The 16972-nt window shown below is 62.0% G+C and carries 11 protein-coding genes; 4 read left to right on the top strand and 7 right to left on the bottom strand.

All coding sequences use genetic code 11. The annotated features are described in order from the left end of the window. Positions 1–512 precede the first annotated feature (512 nt). The 3 genes from RBB32_RS10645 to RBB32_RS10635 all read left to right on the top strand — a co-directional run bounded on the left by RBB32_RS10645 (position 513) and on the right by RBB32_RS10635 (position 3592). Positions 513–1283: a sugar transferase gene (locus tag RBB32_RS10645; RefSeq protein WP_306152688.1), complete on the top strand. Its 771-nt coding sequence runs from the start codon at positions 513–515 to the stop codon at positions 1281–1283. Positions 1284–1315: 32 nt separating this feature from the next. After that, positions 1316–2137 (top strand): CpsD/CapB family tyrosine-protein kinase, encoded by an 822-nt coding sequence (locus RBB32_RS10640; RefSeq protein WP_306152687.1) that lies wholly within the window; start codon positions 1316–1318, stop codon positions 2135–2137. A gap of 135 nt (positions 2138–2272) precedes the next feature. Continuing rightward, a complete protein-coding gene (locus RBB32_RS10635; protein WP_306152686.1) occupies positions 2273–3592 on the top strand; it encodes a Wzz/FepE/Etk N-terminal domain-containing protein in 1320 nt (439 codons plus the stop codon). A 4-nt stretch (positions 3593–3596) separates the two neighbouring features. On the opposite strand, the gene RBB32_RS10630 is transcribed toward RBB32_RS10635, so the two are convergent. After that, positions 3597–4955, bottom strand: a complete 1359-nt coding sequence (locus tag RBB32_RS10630; RefSeq protein WP_306152685.1) for an oligosaccharide flippase family protein — start codon at positions 4953–4955, stop codon at positions 3597–3599. Positions 4956–5173: 218 nt separating this feature from the next. Between RBB32_RS10630 and RBB32_RS10625 the strand changes: the two genes are divergently transcribed. Continuing rightward, on the top strand, positions 5174–6379 hold the full coding sequence (locus RBB32_RS10625) for a glycosyltransferase family 4 protein (RefSeq protein ID WP_306152782.1): 1206 nt from the start codon (positions 5174–5176) through the stop codon (positions 6377–6379). On the opposite strand, the gene RBB32_RS10620 is transcribed toward RBB32_RS10625, so the two are convergent. Genes RBB32_RS10620 through RBB32_RS10595 form a run of 6 tightly spaced genes read right to left on the bottom strand, consistent with a single transcriptional unit; the run spans position 6376 to position 16972 of the window. Beyond that, positions 6376–7218, bottom strand: a complete 843-nt coding sequence (locus RBB32_RS10620) for a glycosyltransferase family 2 protein (RefSeq protein WP_306152684.1) — start codon at positions 7216–7218, stop codon at positions 6376–6378. The two genes, RBB32_RS10625 and RBB32_RS10620, sit on opposite strands and share 4 nt — an antisense overlap. Continuing rightward, positions 7211–9649 carry a hypothetical protein gene (locus RBB32_RS10615; RefSeq protein WP_306152683.1) on the bottom strand — a complete coding sequence of 813 codons (2439 nt, stop codon included), beginning with the start codon at positions 9647–9649 and terminating at the stop codon, positions 7211–7213. The genes RBB32_RS10620 and RBB32_RS10615 overlap by 8 nt, the downstream gene beginning before the upstream one ends. Next, entirely contained in the window at positions 9646–10602 is a 957-nt protein-coding gene (locus tag RBB32_RS10610) for a hypothetical protein (protein ID WP_306152682.1), read from the bottom strand. The genes RBB32_RS10615 and RBB32_RS10610 overlap by 4 nt, the downstream gene beginning before the upstream one ends. Before the next feature lie 33 nt (positions 10603–10635). Next, positions 10636–11334 carry a 4'-phosphopantetheinyl transferase gene (locus RBB32_RS10605; RefSeq protein WP_306152681.1) on the bottom strand — a complete coding sequence of 233 codons (699 nt, stop codon included), beginning with the start codon at positions 11332–11334 and terminating at the stop codon, positions 10636–10638. A 5-nt stretch (positions 11335–11339) separates the two neighbouring features. Next, positions 11340–15962, bottom strand: coding sequence for a MupA/Atu3671 family FMN-dependent luciferase-like monooxygenase (locus RBB32_RS10600; protein WP_306152680.1), 4623 nt, complete (start codon positions 15960–15962; stop codon positions 11340–11342). Continuing rightward, entirely contained in the window at positions 15959–16972 is a 1014-nt protein-coding gene (locus RBB32_RS10595; RefSeq protein WP_306152679.1) for a glycosyltransferase family 2 protein, read from the bottom strand. Before RBB32_RS10595 ends, RBB32_RS10600 begins: the two co-directional genes overlap by 4 nt.

Below are 16972 nucleotides of genomic sequence, written 5' to 3'. Positions count from 1 at the left end.
GGTTGTTTGACCCAAGCGATCGCATTCGCCTGCTGCGAATCTCTTCCGAGTCAGCGCCCGAAATTCCACTTTAGGGTGCAGAAAATTACCGTCACTCACGCGGCAGTAATGTGGCAGCTTTTGCATATTGTATGACGCTGCCGTGGCACATTATGTGCAAATTGTGACGCAAGTTTCCCCTTACGCAACAATGACAAGAAAGTTAATTGACTGTGCCGGCAAACGGCAGTCACTGTGGCCTGAATCGCATGCGCGGAAACAATGTGTTTCCGCAAAAGTGGGCCAAAATAGGGCAAAAAATTGTTAAAGTCTTTCAAGAACTTGCCGAAAATCGGGCAGGTATCGGGATGAAGGGCTTTTTGGGGTCATTGCGATGAGTCGCTGCAATCTGCCCCCGAAGGGAACGAGAAAAGCGGTCGCTGCCATACCGTTTCGTTCCGTGAAGGGGACCCGACAACCGTCAATGCCGGGGTGCGGCAAAGTGTGTAACCAGTGTTGCCGGGGGGGCAACCATGAAAGACAGTATTTTTATCAAGGGCTCATTCGATGACGCCCACCATTTCGAGACGATTGGTGCCGCGCCGGACGGGACGCCATTGCGCGTCCACAGGCACAATGTACCGGTTGATCGGTATGAGGCTTCTGCTTCGGTCGGCACATCGCGGATCGCGCATCGCCTGTACCGGGACCATGGAAAGCGGTTTTTGGACGTTGCCTTTGTTCTGGCAACACTGCCGATTACCCTGCCGATCACGCTGATCTGTGCCTTTGCCCTTTGGATCGAAGGCGGGCAACCCTTTTACCGTCAAGACCGTCTTGGCGCGCGGGGCAAGACGTTCAGCATTCTGAAGTTGCGCACCATGAGCCGTAATGCCGAGCAGGACCTCAAAGACCTTCTGGCCAAGGACGACACCCTGCGCAGGGAATGGGAAACCACCCAGAAACTGAAAAACGATCCGCGTATCACCCGCGTGGGCGCCTTTCTTCGCAGCACCTCACTTGATGAGTTGCCGCAGTTCTTAAACGTGATGAAAGGTGACATGAGCGTGGTCGGCCCGCGACCGATGATGCCGAATCAACTGTCGCTTTATCCGAACCCGGCCGCGTATTTCGCGTTGCGCCCGGGGGTCACGGGCGCATGGCAGATTTCCGACCGGAACGAAAACAGCTTTGCTTTTCGCGCAACCGTGGACGCGCGGTATGATGCTGCCCTGTCATTCTTCGGAGACCTGAAAATCATCGCAAAGACAGTTGGCGTTGTTCTACGCCGGACCGGCTATTGACCAAGAAAACGAAACATCCAGGATCCTCTGCCATGAACATGAGCTACCCTCCGGCAACAAGCCAGAAGCATGAGCTTGTCCCTGCGCCCACTGGTGCCACGGCAAGTCGCGATGCCGGTGGCGAATTGCTGTTCGGCAACGGGCGCGTCACGGCGCGCACCGATGCTTGGGGGGCCCTGCGCCTGATCCTTCCGGATGTGCGCCAGCACCTGCTGTCCGGCGCCCCATTGGTTGATTACAATCGTGAGCATCCGGCCTCAAAGGCCTTTGACCTGCTTCGCACGCGGCTTATGCAAACCCTGCGCCAGCAGGGGTGGAGCCGGGTTGCTGTCGTCGCCCCCACCTCGGGCAGTGGCGCCACATTCACGGCGGTCAACCTTGCGCAAAGCCTTGCGCGCGTTCCCGGATCACGTTCGGTCCTTGTGGATCTGGACCAGCGGGCGCCGGGTGTGGCCAAGGCCCTTGGCCTGCGTGATACATGGAAAATCAGCGATTTCCTGTGCGGGCGTATCGGCATGGAGCAGCATATGTTCCGGGCCTCCGACAGCCTTGCCCTGGCCCTGAACACCGAGGCCAACCCCGACGCCTCGGAGCAATTGCATGACCAGGTCAGCGCGGCCGTTTTGGAAGATATGGAAGAAGCGCTTTTGCCGGATGTTGTTTTGTATGACCTGCCTGCGATGCTGGAATACGATGACGCGGCCGCGTTCCTGCCCAATGTCGACGGCGTTCTATTGGTTGCCGATGCCACCCGAACCACGCGCCGCCACATCGAGAAATGCGAAAGCATAATCGAAGGTCAATCCAATTTTCTTGGCGTTATCCTGAATCGTGGACGCGCCGCCGCGGATTGATTTTTTTCCTGCCCTGACTACAAATTAACCAAGCACACGCCATAGTTTTGCCGGTTTGTCATGGTTTACACGCCCGTAAACCACCCATCCGCCGGGCGCCGTGTTGTGTCAACGGCCTAGAAGGCAGGTGAACAGTTGGAGCAGTTGATTTCCATCGACGAATTCATTGATCTGATACGGCGGCGTATCAAGATCATTTTGCTTGTCACGCTTCTGGGTGCCTTGGCCGCTGTTTATGTCGCGATGCAGCAGACCCATCTTTACCGCTCGTCCGAGGTTATTCAGGTCAAGCGGCCCACTGTCGATGATGAATTGGCCCCATCTACCGTGGATCGCGCTTCGGCCCGGCGTCTGCAGTTGATCCAGCAACAGCTCATGACTCGTGGCAACCTGATGGATGTGGCCGAGAAGTATAATCTTTTCAGCGGCATGGAGGGTCTGCCGCAAACCGAAAAGGTGGCCATTATTCGAGAGGCCGTTGAAATCAATGGTGTTGCCGCCGCCCGAGAAGGCTTTGCCGACGATGGCACGGTTTCGGTCATCACCATCACCGCCACCTTCGACACCCCCCAGAAGGCCCAGCAAGTGGCGCATGAATTCGCCAGCCGGACCATCGAAATCAGCGCCAATCAGCGGCTTGAACAAGCGCGCGAAACCCTCAGTTTCTTTAGTTCGGAAGAAGACAAGCTTTTGTCGGAATTGGAGACACTGGAAGACGACCTTACGGCATATCGCCGTGACAACAATCTTGCCATTTCCGGCAGCCTGGAATTCCGCCAGACGCAGATCGCCAGCGTCAGCAGTGAGATTCTTGAAATAGAACGCGAGATCATCACGCTGCGCCAAGAGCTTTCACAACTTGACCAAAACCAGAGGGCCACGACCCTTGCGCGCCAAACCCGCGAGATCGAGGCACAGATTCAGGCCTTCGAGAATCAGAAGGTCCTGCTTGAAGCAAGGGCCGAGGAACTCAGCCGCACGATCGAACGCTCTCCGCGTGTTGAGCGGGAACTGGGCGTCTTCGAGCGGCGCCGCCAGAACCTTCGAGATCAGCTTGCCGTGGTCAGTGCCCGTCGCGCCGAAGCCGAAGTCGGTTTCAAACTGGAACAACAGCGCCAGTCCGAACGCCTGACCGTGATCGAACCGGCGGCCTTGCCGGAATACCCGGTGACATCCAGCCGCAAGAAACTGGTTATCATGGGGACGTTTGGAAGTGCTTTGCTTGGTTTGGCCTTGGCGTTTGTCATGGATTTGCGCCACCCGGTGATCCGGTCCAGCCAGCAGATGAAGCGACGCGTGGGGTTAACGCCCGTGGTCACCATCCCGGTGATGGACATCAAACCCATCAAGGAGCCGAAAGACAATTGGCGCAAAAGGATCAAACGCGGATTTGCCCAATACCGACAGCGCGCCCGCAAGCGCCCGAAAGATCAGGATCGGCAAGGCAAGGCGTGAACGGCTAAAGCGCGGCCAATTGCAAAATCGGATCAAGGTGCAGCCCAATCGCCCCGGCGACGATCACCGCCGCAGCAAGCGCCGCCATCGCGTCATGGGCCGCATCCCATACGCCGTGTACCCGCGCCAGCCAGACCAGAACCGGATAGACAAGGATCGCGGAGAGGCCCAAAGCCACCAAGGCCCCCAGCAACCCGAACTGCGTGATCCCGATCAAAAGCGCGGCCACCTGAATAACGGCCCGGGTTCCCGAGAAGACGAAAAACCGCTTCGAATCCCCCGCGGCAAGCGCTGCGTGGTCATAGGTTGCGCCGATGACCTGCGGAACAAGCGCACAGGCGATCAGCACCACCATGCCCCCTGCCTGCACATAGCGATCATCGTAAAGCACATCCACCAACCACGGCCCGACCAAGGCCATGACGGCCATTAGCCCCATGATCCCCACCGTCATCGCCACCCGCATCTTGCGCAACTTTTCCTGGTTTTCCGAGCCCTCAGCCGGCAGCATTTCCCGGTAGATCGGGATCAAGACCTTCTGTGTCACCGCATGCCCCAGAAGCAGCGGGAAAGAGGCCAGGAAATAGCCGATATTATAAATCCCCAAGGTTTCAAGGCTCAGGAACTTGCCCAGGATCGCCTTGTCGCCCTGGCTGGTCACGAACCAGAAGGCGGTGCTTAGGAAAATCCACTTGCCAAAGCGGATCAACTCCTTGGCTGCCGCGCGCTCCCATTGAAAGCGGTTGGCCTCGCCGGGCAGGAATAAATGCGTCAGCAGTAATTTCGCCGCCGCCCCGATCACCCCGCCGATCACCAAGGCGATAACAGATTGGGTGATCCATGCCAGAACGATCATGCTCAGTATACCGATGAACTGGCCGGTCAGGCCCAAAACCGTCACGCGACCAACCAGCAAATGCCGATGCGCGGTTTCAATCCGCGTCGGGTTGAACCCCGCAAGGATCAAGGACACCGCCGCGATCGGCAAATAGGTAGCCAGTTCCGGCGCATCGTAAAGCTGCGACATGGGCCAAGCCAAGAGGCAAGCGCCCGCCCAAAGGCAAAAGCCCCGGATCACCTGTATCGTCCATGCGGTATTCAAGAACGCCGGATCATCGCCCCGCTTGTTTTGCGAAATCGCCGGGCCGATGCCCACGTCCGAGAACATCATCAGGCCCATGGTCACCACATTGACCAAGGCCATCAGGCCAAAAGCCTCGGGGAACAAAAGCCGCGCCAGGATCAGGTTCGAGGCCAGCCTGAGCGCCTGACTGCCGCCATAGCCCAGCACCAGCCATGATGAACTGCGCAGCACGCGGGCCACCAACCGGTTGCCCCGGAATGCCGATGTCAGGCTGGTCATCTATGCGCGCTCCGAGCGTGGTGTTGAATGCGCGCAGGCTACGCGCGCCCCGCAGGGTGGTCAATAAAACCAATATTTTTCAGGGTGTTTTGCCCACCACAGGCGACAATTGCGCCACCTTCACAACACTGTCGCGCCGCGCGATCCGCCGCCGCTTTCCCGACAGGCTCAAAGCGGGTAGGAAAAGGAAAGACCCCATGCCAAAGGCGGATGCCCTCGTGACCGTTGCCTATGTTCTCAATACCTATCCGCAGCCCTCGCACAGCTTTATCCGCCGCGAGGTGCGCGCGCTTGAGGCCTCGGGCACGCCAGTCCTGCGGCTGGCCATGCGGCGGCCTACAATGCCGCTGGTCGACCCACAAGACCACGAGGAAGAGGCGAAAACCCACTACGTTCTGGAGCATGGCGCGCTGGCCCTTGGCGGCGCGATGCTGTCGCGCTTGGTGAAAGCGCCCGGGGCGTGGCGGCGCGGGTTTTGCCAAGCCCTGCGCGCGGGCGCGCGCCATCCCCTGGGCCGCTTGCGCCACCTGATCTATTTCGCCGAAGGCTGCTATATCGCCAACCGCTGTGGCAAGGCGCGTGTGACGCATATCCATTCCCATTTCGGCACCAATTCGGCGACCGTTGCCATGCTGGCCCATACCGTCGGCGGACCAGGCTATAGCTTCACGGTTCATGGCCCCGAGGAATTCGACGCGCCCCACGCCCTGTCCTTGGGTGACAAGATGGCCAATGCCGCCTTCACCGTCGCCATCAGCAGCTTTGGCCGAAGCCAGTTGTGCCGCTGGGTCGATCAGGCCCATTGGCCGCGCCTCAAGGTGGTGCATTGCGGGATTGACCCGGGAAAGTTCCCCGCGCCCGTACCCGTCACCCCCGGTGCCCCGCGCCTTGTCTCTATCGGGCGGTTTTCCGAACAAAAGGGGCAACTGGTGCTGGTCGAGGCCATGGCCCAGATCGTGGCACAACACCCCGATGCGCATTTGGTGCTGGTGGGTGACGGCGAAATGCGCCCCGAACTCGAAGCGGCGATCAAATCGCACGGGTTAGAGGGCAACATCACCCTGACCGGCTGGCTTTCCGAGGACGCGGTGCGCGCCGAACTTGCCCGCGCGCAGGCGCTTGTAATGCCCAGTTTCGCCGAAGGCCTGCCCATGGTCATCATGGAAGCCATGGCCGCAGGCCGCCCCGTGATCGCCACCTATATCGCGGGCATTCCCGAATTGGTGCAACCGGGCAGAACCGGCTGGCTTGTGCCTGCGGGGGACGCCGGGGCCTTGGCGCAAGCCGTGGATGAGCTGGCCCAATGCGATGCCGCAACACTAACGCAGATGGGCAAGGCGGGCCGCGCCCGCGCGTTGGAACGGCACGATGTCGGCAAAGAAGCGGCCAAACTGGCCGATCATTTCAAGCAGGCAGAGGCCTAGCGTCCCCGCGCCCAAGCCTGCTTGTTATCGGCAAAGCCTGTCTTTACGGCCAGTTTCACCGCCAGATAAGCCGCAAGCCCCACGGGGTCGGACAGCCCAAGCCGCAACACGTCCCCCTTGCTGGGCGGTGTCACATCGTCGTTCTGCAAAAGCTGCGGGTAACGGGCGGCGATCTGTTCCACCCCGTCGTCCTGCCGCCTGCGCACTTTTACAAGGTTGCGGAAGCCTTCGATCATCGGCCAGCTGTAGCGCGCCGAAACCCGCTCGCGCTCCTCGGGGGCAAAGTTCAGCCGCGCAAAGGTGTCATCGGAAATGATCTCGGGCCACGCGCCCCAACGCGCCCGCCCCGCCATGTTCATCGCGAAAACGCCAAACCCGGGCACGCCTGTCGTGACGAACGGCAAGCGCTGCCAGATCCGCGCATAGGCCCGGGTAAAGCCGCTTTGTGCCGGGGCCACCTCGGGGCTGCCCGAGGCATAGAGTGGTGCAGGGCCCTTCAAGGCCTCGGCCAGTTGCCCCAACAAGGGCCGGCTGACGATCACATCGGCATCCAGGTAGACAAGGATATCGCCCTTGGCCCTGGCCTCGCCAAGGTTCAGGGCATTTAGCTTGCCCGGTGTCTCGGTGTCGATCACCGCAAAGCCCCACCCCCTGGCACGGGCCGACTCGGCAAAGCCTTGTGCAACCAAGACGGTGCTATCGGTACAGGCATTGGCCACCACCACAACCTCGGCCCGGTAAGTCCCGGGGGTCGAGGCCAGAAGCGCCCGCAGGCAGGTTCCGATATAGCCAGCCTCGTCATGGGCCGGGATGATGACAGAGGCCAAGGGTTTACTCACACCCAACCTCACACAGCAGCGCCGCGCGCAGGGCCGACCAGCGCGGGTTTTCATCGTCCAGATGGCGCAAATGCCCCCAGCTTCCCCATTTGGTGGGCGCATAGACATCCGCATAGGCGGTAAAAACCCCGTCGGTCAGGTCACGCCACCCCGCGAAAAGCTGTTCATAAAGCGCGGCCATCTGCGGCGAATAGTTGAAGGCATGGAAAAACGCGGTCAGTTCCGCGTTATCCACCGCCGGGCCAATGCCCACCACATGGCTACCGCCCTCGTACATCACCAGTTGCAGGCCATGCGCCTGCGCGACCTCGGCATGATATGGCAGCACCCGGCCCATCAGGTCCGCCACCGTATCGGCGGCATCCCCACTCAGGGCACCGGCCTGCAATTCCTTGCCAGCCTTTTGCAGGGCCAGATCGAACCGGTGCGCATCCACATGCGCGGCAAGCGCGTCACCGGACAGCCCCTTGTCGCGCCCCTCGGCCTCGGCCGCCGCGCGGCTTTCCTCAAGCCATCCTGCCACCAACCCGGCCCGCGCCTCGGTGCCCAAGATACCGCCGAAATAGCCCGTGACCGCATAAGCATCGAAGGCGATCCAAGGCGGCACACCGTCACTATCGGGTTCGGCCATCCATAGCGGGGCCTCGAACACCAATTCCTCCAGACCAAGCCAGCCTGTCTGGCTGGAAATCACATTGATAAGCGTAGGCCCGCCTTCGCCCCAGACTTCGGACCAGATACGTGCCACCTGCGCCGCGCGCATGCCGTAGAACTGCACGCCCGCGTCTTCGACATCCCAACGCCCCTGCGCCTGCTCAGCGGCCCAGCGCGCCTGCTCAAACGAGAAATTCCAAACCTCGTTGGAATACTCGGCGTAAACCGTCCGCTCTTCGGGCAGACCCTCGCGCACCGTCGCCGCAAAAGCGCGCACGTATTCATCATCCGCCCGGTGCGGGATATTCAACCATGCATCGGCCCCAACCTCGCGCACCAGTTCCAGCATAACCTCCAAGGGCGCGCCCTTCAGGGCATAGGTGTAATCCCCGGGCTTGGGCCGCTCGGACCACTGGGATATCTCCGAGTTATTGGTCTCCATCCAGTCCATGAAGCGCAGCAGTTTGAACCCCTCCAAGCGCTCCAACCATAGCGGGTTGAACACCTCGCCCGCCTCGAAGCGCGCAAGGTGCTCTTCCTTGACGACGCTGATATTTCGCACAGGGTCTTCGGGGTTACTGCGTTGAATGCGAATATCCACCAACCCCTCGCCGGGGGTGAAATCGAACCGCACTTCGCCATCGCCATAACGGATGTTGCGGGCACGGCCCCCGACCTCAACAATCCCCTTGCCCTCGAAAGCCAGCTGATAACGCCCGGCGGTATACCCCGCCTCCTCGGGCAAATCAGTCAGGATCAGGGTGCCCAGCGTCCCCAACTCGCGCGGCAAGCGCTTGGGCCAGCCATCGCCATCCAGATACCCACCTGCGATCAGTTCATCATGCCCTGCACCGCCCCATTGGCCCGGCTTATGCACGATCCAAGGGCGCGCGGTTTTCATCACGTCCAAGAATGGCTGCTGCACGGACCAATCATTGATCGCCGCAAGGCCGGTTCCGACATTGCCCTTGGCCTGCGGCGCGGGGACTTTCTTCGCCTTCGGGCTTGGCTTGGTTGTTTCGCCACCGCCAACCACGCGCGCCGCAACCGCCTGCAACTGCGCCGCCAAATCCTCGGGCGGGGCATCATAGGCCTTGCCCCAAGGATTGGTCAGGCGATGTGGCAGACCCTCGGGGCTTTGCCCGGTGACAAACCCGTATTGCACCAGCGCCACGTAGTAGTGCCCCAGATCGCTGAGATGAATATCATCATCGAAAAGCGGGGCGAGGCCTTCAAGGCCCGTAACCTCCCCGGCCTCGATCGCCGCGTGCAGGGCCAGCATGGCCTGCCCTGCCGGTAAAAGGCGCATTTCCGGGCTGCCGTCGACCCGCGCGGCGTTCACCGCGTCAACGATGCCCTGCCAATCAGCGGCCTGCGCGGTAATCGCCGCGCGCCACTCTGGCCCCGGTGCGCCACGCGGCCATGTCTCTTGCAGGAATACCTGCGCTTGGGGATTGCCCTCTACCGCCAAGGCATGGAACTTGCCCGCAAACCCCGCGCTGTCGTTCCACTTGACCTGATCGGCAAGCGGGATCGCCTCGGTCAGGATCACGGCATTCACACCGCCCTGCGCCAAAACTTCTCGGGCATTGTCGCCCTTGGCCTCCGCGCCGTTGTCCCAGTTGTACCGCAAGGGCGCGCCATTGATGACCTGTGCGGTGACCTCGGGCGTATGCCCCCCGGCCTGCAACAACTGTTCCAGCATGCGCGGGCCGGTTTGCCCGAACAGGCTATGGCCGACCAAAAGCACCGATAGAAGGATCGCGCCAAGGTTCATTGCGCCACTCCGGTCTTGGGATAGCCTGTGACAACCTCCCAAACGATCCGCTGCATCAGGGCCGCGGCCTCTGGACCCGGGGACATGGCCGCGCCGCCATCGGCGCGGCGCAGCTCATGCGGCAATCCTACAGGCGAGCGGTGATAGAGCACCGCGTAATGGGTCAGCGCCACCAGATAGGCCCCCAGATCGTTGATGTGGATCGGATCAAGGCTGCCGTCCTCACCCCGCGCGAACAGGTCTTCGCGGGTGCGGATATTGCCGATTCCGCCCTGTGCCTCGACCTCGCGCACGAAGCGCGCCATGACCTGCCCCGCCGGGATCACCCGCACCGGGCTGTCCGGTGTATTCACCGCCAGATCGGGCAGCAGAACGCCATCCTCCCAATAGCGCGCCAAATCCGCATCCAAACGCGCAAGCCATCTATCGGGGTCATCCAGCGGATGCCATGTTTCGTACAGATACACCCGCGCATCCGGGTTTCCCTCACGCGCCAAAGCGGCCCATTTCGGCAAATACACACCGCTGTCATGATACTTGATCGCATCGCGGATCTCGACCATCTCGGTCAGAACCACCGCGTCATACTCCCCCGACTGCAACGCCTCTTTCGCATCGCGATAGCGGGGGTGATTATTCTCGCGCTCGAACCCGTTGATCGGCAGGTCATCTTCCCAATGATGCTTGAGCGACGTGCCCCACCCAAGCTGTAGCTCGTATCCATGCCCCTCACCGGCCAGTTGCGCCAGCATCGCGGGCATGTCCCGCCCAACCAAGGAATGCCCAAGGTGATAGGTACGCAAAGGCCCATCCGGCGGAGCCAAGGGCGCGGCATAGGCGGCCTTCACTGCCTCAGGGTCAGGTTTCGACGGCCCGAACCAATCGCGCAGGAACGGCACCGCGGCCAAAACCGCGATGGGTATCAATAAAAGCCTGCGCCGCCATCCAGCCATGCCACGAATCCCCGCTCACCCTGTTGGTAACACCTATCGCGCCGCATCCTTACCCGGCAATGCCATGCCAGTCAGGATAATACCACCGCCAAAGGCAAACTGCCCATGCAGGCAGGCCCCGCGCGTGAACGGCAAGACATCCTGCGTGAAGGTCGCCTCGAACTGTCCGGTCTCAAGGTCAGGGGTAATCTCAAAAGCCTCGAACCCGATCAATTGCCGCGTCAGGCCGAATTGTGCCTTGTAGGCGCATTCCTTGGCCGAAAAGATCAACCGCGCCAGCCGACCACGAACCTCATGAGGCTGCACCGAAAGCCACCCGCGCTCTGCCGGGGTACAGACCACCTCGATCAGGTCGCGCGGCAAATCCTCGTCGGCTTCCAGATCAAGACCAAGCGCCGCGTAATCCGTATCCTGCGCCACCACGGCCAGACAATGCGTATCGGTATGCGAGATGCCGCCGACCAAACCGCGTGGCCAAACGGGCGCACGATCCAGCCCATGGGCCACCGCCCGCACCGGAACGCCCAAACGTTCCATCGCTTGATGCGCGGCGCGGCGGCCTGCGGCAAACTCGGCCAAACGCTTTTGGGTCGGGCGCACAAGGCCCGAGGGCTCACCGGGCAACATCCCTTCGGGCGCCCCCCAAGGAAAGGCAAACCCCACGGCCACATCCTCGGGAAACAAATCCCGCGCAATGGCCTCTATGGTGTCTTCGGCGAATATGTCGGCCAAGTCGTTCATCCCGCGCGCCGCCCTCGGTTGGCCCGCATCGCGCGGCGGCGTGACATGGTCTCGCTGACATCCGGCGCATCTTCGGCCGCAGGCTCGGGCGTCGGGTCAGGCGTATGGCCCAAAAGCCCGTCCACATGCGCGGCCAGCGCATTCAAAACCGGGAAGCGGAAGATATCGGTGATCGCCAGCTTGGGCGCCTCCAACTCGTTGCGGATTTCCCGGTGCGCCTGCACCGCCAAAAGCGAATGACCGCCCAGTTCAAAGAAGCTGTCGCTGCCCTGAACGCTTTGCAGGCCCAGAACCCTTGCCCAGATGCGCGCGATGGTTTCGGCGCTGCCGCCTTTGGCCGGGGCTTCAACCACCGCTTCGGCGGCGGCCTTCACATCCGGCGCAGGCAGGGCCTTGCGGTCGATCTTCTTGTTCGGCGTCAGCGGGAAACGCTCCAGCGTCACCACGTGGCGCGGCACCATCACCTCGGGCAGGGCCTCGGCCAGATGCGCGCGCAGCACCTCTTCGCTGACAGGGGTCGTGGCGGTGACATACCCCACCAGTTCCGGCGCCTCGCCAGCGCCCTCGCGGGCAATCACCACCGCCTCGCGCACAGCGCTATGGCTGGCAAGCCGCGCTTCGATCTCGCCAAGTTCGATCCGCTGCCCGCGGATCTTCACCTGGTGGTCACTGCGTCCAAGGAAGACCAAGCGCCCCTCCGCGCTCCAGGCCACCAGGTCGCCGGTGCGATACATCCGGCCATGACCGGCGATATGATCGGGCACGAAACGCTCTGCGGTCAGGTCTTCGCGCTGCCAATAGCCCCGCGCAACCCCCTTGCCACCGATCAGCAATTCACCGGGCACACCCACCGGGCAGACCTGCCCCGCCTCGTCCAGAACATAGACATTGGTATTGGCAATGGGCTTGCCGATTGCCACGGCCCCCGCACCACTGACCGAACCATCCACGTTCTGCACCGCCGACCAGATCGTGGTTTCCGTCGGCCCGTACATATTGGTGATCTGCGCCCGCGTGCAGCACCGCAAATCATCCACCAAGCTTCCCGGCAGGGCCTCACCGCCAAGGTACAGATGCTTCACCCGGCCCAGCGCCAGACGCGCCTCGTCATTCATGGTCAGCATGCGCGCCATGCTGGGCGTACACTGCATATGGGTCACGTCATGGCGCATGATCTGCGCCGCGATCGAAAAGTCATCGGCAGAAAGTTCCGCCGCCTCGTTCGACCGCTCGCGCACCTTCGCCAGGTGGGTCAACCCTTCCAGAACATGCGCATTGTCGATGCCATAGTCGATCAGGCAGGCAATCTCGCCCACCCCGATCTGTTTGAGTTGCTCAGCCCGTGCAATCCCGTCTTCAACCGTGCCAAACAGGCCGGAATCGTTGAAATACCGGTCAAAGGCGAACTCAAGGATCGCCTCCATCGCGTCCTCGTCCAGCGCCGACAGGTCAAGCTGGAAAGGATTGTCGACACCTTTCGGTTTCTTGAACGCCGGAAAGGCCCAGGCATATTGCTTGATCAACCCCGCCGCGCTGCGCAGGTAGTCCTGCAACGGCCCCTTGGCGATCTCGCGCACGGCCTCGCGGTCGTCGCCGATCAGGGTGTGCAGCATCACCGTCACGGTGAAATCATCGGGGTCAAACCCGTTTTCGCGCAGGGCATTGTGGTAAAGCGTGATCTTCTCGCCCACCTCGTCGATGCTTTGGCCCAGAAGGTGGGTCAGGACATTCGCGCCGATGCGCCCCGCCTCGCGCCATGTTTCGGGGTTGCCCGCCGTGGTTATCCAGATGGGAAGTTCCTTGCTTACCGGGCGCGGCTGCGTCAGCACCGGCAGCATCTCGCCCTTGTCATTGGGGAAATCCACCGCCTCGCCACGCCACAACCGGCGCACTTGGTCGATGGTTTCGAACATGCCGTCCTTGTTGTTGGGCGGCGTGTTTTCCGGGCGCAAAACAAAATCATTCGGATGCCAGCCCGACGCCATGGCAAGCCCCGCGCCGCCATTGGTCAGGTTGTCGATCACCGACCATTCCTCGGCAATCCGTGCCGGATGGTGCAGGGGTGCGACACAGCTACCGGCGCGCACCTGGATGTTCTGGGTGATCGCCGCCACCGCCGCGCCGGTCACCGCCGGGTTGGGGTATGGCCCGCCAAAGGCGTGGAAGTGCCGCTCGGGCGTCCAAAGCGCGTCAAAGCCATTGGCATCGGCAAACTTCGCGCCTTCCAACAGCAATTCGTATTTACCGCGCCCAGCCTCGCAATCATTGCTCCAGTAATACAGGCTGAAATCCGCCCTTCGGCCCGATCCGCTGATCGCCCCGTTCGAGATCGCCGCACGGCCCTCCTCACTGACCAGAACCAGTTTGAAACCACGCGCCAGCGTATAGAACAGCTCCAACACCGAAATATCGAAGGCAAGGCTTGTCACCGCCATCCAGACGCCGCCCTGTTCGTGGTCGACCGCCGCGTCCATGCCGGCAAAGAAATTGGCGACATTGCCGTGTTCCACCATCACGCCCTTGGGCGTGCCGGTAGAGCCCGAGGTATAGATGACATAGGCCAGATCATCGGCACCCGCGCCGCCGTCCACGTTCTCGGCCACGCCTTGGGCCACCTCCGGGTGCGCCTCGAATGTCACGACCTTGGCCCCTGTATCGGGCAGCGTCCCGCGCAACCCCTCCTGCGTCAGCACCACACTGGCCTGACTGTCGGTCACGTAATGCGCCAGACGATCCGCCGGGTACGCCGGGTCAAGCGGCACATAGGCCCCGCCCGCCTTCAGGATGGCCAGTGCACCGATCAACAACTCCGGCCCACGATGCACGCAAAGGCCCACGTGGCTACCGGGGGCCACGCCCTGATCGCGCAACACCTGCGCCATGGCATTGGCCTGCCCGTTCAATTCGGCAAAGCTTAACTCTCGATCCTCAAAGGCAAGCGCGACGGCATCGGGCGTTTTTTCGACCTGCGCCTCGAAACCGGCGTGAATGGTCAAAGGTCCATCCAGATCGACAGCCATGTCGTTCCAGCCTTCGGTCACCTGCCGCGCTTCGCCCTCGGGCAAGGGGACCAGATCGGCAAAATCCGCCGCATCATCCGCCCCGGCGCAGGCCTCAAGCGCCAGTTTCAGCCGCTCGGCCAAAAGGTCCACCGCCTCGGGCGAAAGGCGCGCGGCATCGTAATGCAAGCGCATCTTCCCACCGGCAACGGCCAGCGTGACCACAGTGTCCTCAACCGGCGCATCCTGCCCCATGTGCAGGGCCATCTGCGGTACGCGCAGCCCATCCAACTCGGGCAGGCGCAGGGCCAGGTCGGCGGCAAAGCCGCCTTTCTCTGCGGCACGGGCAAGCTGTTTTTCCAAGACCTCGCGCGTGGCGCCAAGGCTTCCCGCCCCGGCCTCGTCCGTGCCCAAGGGCACCCAATGCGCCAAGACCCCCGGCGCGGCCTGCGCTGCCTCGTCCAAACCGGAATCGGTATAGGCCAGCATTGCCGCCCGGTCGCCGCAACTCATCCGGCACCACGTCAAGGCCGCCGCCGCGATCCCGGCCTCATCCAGCCCCGATACGCCGGGCATGTCCACGCTTTGCCACTTCGGCCCATCTTCGGAGGGCTGCACCAAGGGCAATTCCGCTGGCAGCATCGAAGACAGCGCATTGATCCACGCTGCCTCGGCCTTGGCCGCGCGCTTGGCCGCCGCGTCAAAGGCCCCCGCGTCGGGCATTCCCAGAACATCCCCCGCGTTCACCAAGCGCGCCGGATCAACCGGTTGTCCCTTGGTGCTGCGCAAGGCCGACAGCGTGATAGCTCCGCCGCCCGTCGCCACGCGCAACCGGTCCGACATGACCTCCAACACCGTGCCCGGTTCTGTTGTCGTGACGCTGCTTTCGGCCTCGGCATGCCCCACGCTCACCAGTTGCGCGGCCAGCGTCACCTTGGCCGTGCCCACCGGGTTGCGATAGCCGCCGAAATCCAAGGCCCGCACCATGCGCGCAACCTCGGCCGCCGGTTTGCTGAAATCCAGATGCGCCCCCGCCGGTGCGCGATGATCCAGCCCGAAATAACTGCGCTGCGACAGGTCTTGCGCCTGCCGCTGCAAATTCCCGCTTTCCAACTGCGCCACCAGCGCCGGGAAACTGTCCATCGCCGCCGCGTAACACTTGGAGTTCAGGCTAAAGGCCGTGTCATCCTCGGCAATCGGCACCATGCGCTGCTCAAGGATATCGCCCTCGTCGATGCCGCCTTCGATCATGTGCCAGGTGATGCCATGCTCGGGTTCACCGTTCAGGATCGCCCAGACCGGGGTATTCAACCCAGCATAGCGCGGCAAAGGCCCGTCGTGAAAGTTGACAGCGCCCTTGGCGGGCAGATCCAGAACCGCCTGCGGAATGACCCTCAGGTTGGCAATGCTCAACAGCCAATCCACCGATCCCGGGGCAACCGTGCCAGCCACATCGTCCATGGACTCGATAACGGCAATGCCCTTACCCTCGGCCCAGTCCCGAACGCCAGCATCGCGCGTCACAACCGCCGCAATGCCATGGCCCTTTTCAAGAAGATGCTCACCACAGCCCACCAAAAGGGATTCATCGCCGATCAAAAGCGTGGAAATTGAGGTCATTTGCTGTCCTCCGTCATGGGCCGGGCCAAGGAAACATCGCGCCGGGATGGGCCGCGCGAAACCATGGCGGCCAGGAAATGGGAAAGAAGATCACGGGCAAAACCGGGCGGATCGCGCTGTGGCTTGCCACTCAGCACCCGGCGCAAACCATAGATGCCACAGCCCGCCAAGCGCGCCAGCGTGGCCCAGATCGCATAGGCGCGCCCATGAACCTTGGTGAAATAGTAAAACCGCGATTCGAACCAATAGCGCGGCGTGCGCGCCCATTCCTTCATCGCGGTCGAGGCCGAGCCGACATGCGCCACCTCGCTGGCAGGCACGTAAAAGGTCTGCCAACCCGCACGCGCCGCGCGGCGGCACAGCTCGGTTTCCTCGTAATAAAGGAAAAAGGTTTCATCAAAGAGGCCAATCTCGTCCAGCATCTCGCGCCGCATCAGAACCGAGGCTCCGGCGACCCAATCCACTTGGCTTGTCTGCGTGGGTATTTCCATGGGCACGACCGAGGATTTAAAGAGCTTGGTAATAAACCCGGTGCGCGCCGCGCCCTCGAACTCCCCACTGGCCGATGGGAATCGGAACACCGTGCAATGCGGCGCGTCATCGGTACCCTTGATATAGCTGCCGGCAAGCCCCGCGCGCGGCTCGTCTTGCATTACATCCAGCAGTTTCTTAACCGCGCCCGGATCGGGCCACGCGTCGGAATTCAGGATATAGAAGAAATCCGGCACCTCGCCCGAGGACATCCCCAACCGCATGCCGAAATTATTGCCCGCGCCGAAACCGTCATTTTCCGGGCTTTGCACCACGCGCGCAAACCCGTCCTGTGTCCAGCCTTCCGCCTCCGCCTTGGCGCGGATGGTATCAAACGATCCATCCCCCGAGGCATTATCGACGATCACCACCTCACCCCCCAAGCCGCGCATTTCGCGCACGGCCGCCTGCGCCGCCTGTATGGTTAACTCAGGCGTGCGATAATTCAGGATCACCGTCAGGATTTTTGCTTGGGTCAC

The sequence above is a fragment of the Roseovarius sp. MMSF_3281 genome (assembly GCF_030733685.1).
Lineage (GTDB): Bacteria > Pseudomonadota > Alphaproteobacteria > Rhodobacterales > Rhodobacteraceae > Roseovarius.
This window is presented reverse-complemented; position numbering and strand designations above follow the sequence as displayed.

Coding starts and splice junctions, on each gene's coding strand:
- RBB32_RS10610 (WP_306152682.1), bottom strand. CDS start 10,602: ATGGCTGGATGGCGGCGCAGGCTTTTATTGATACCCATCGCGGTTTTG.
- RBB32_RS10640 (WP_306152687.1), top strand. CDS start 1,316: ATGAACATGAGCTACCCTCCGGCAACAAGCCAGAAGCATGAGCTTGTC.
- RBB32_RS10615 (WP_306152683.1), bottom strand. CDS start 9,649: ATGAACCTTGGCGCGATCCTTCTATCGGTGCTTTTGGTCGGCCATAGC.
- RBB32_RS10630 (WP_306152685.1), bottom strand. CDS start 4,955: ATGACCAGCCTGACATCGGCATTCCGGGGCAACCGGTTGGTGGCCCGC.
- RBB32_RS10645 (WP_306152688.1), top strand. CDS start 513: ATGAAAGACAGTATTTTTATCAAGGGCTCATTCGATGACGCCCACCAT.
- RBB32_RS10600 (WP_306152680.1), bottom strand. CDS start 15,962: ATGACCTCAATTTCCACGCTTTTGATCGGCGATGAATCCCTTTTGGTG.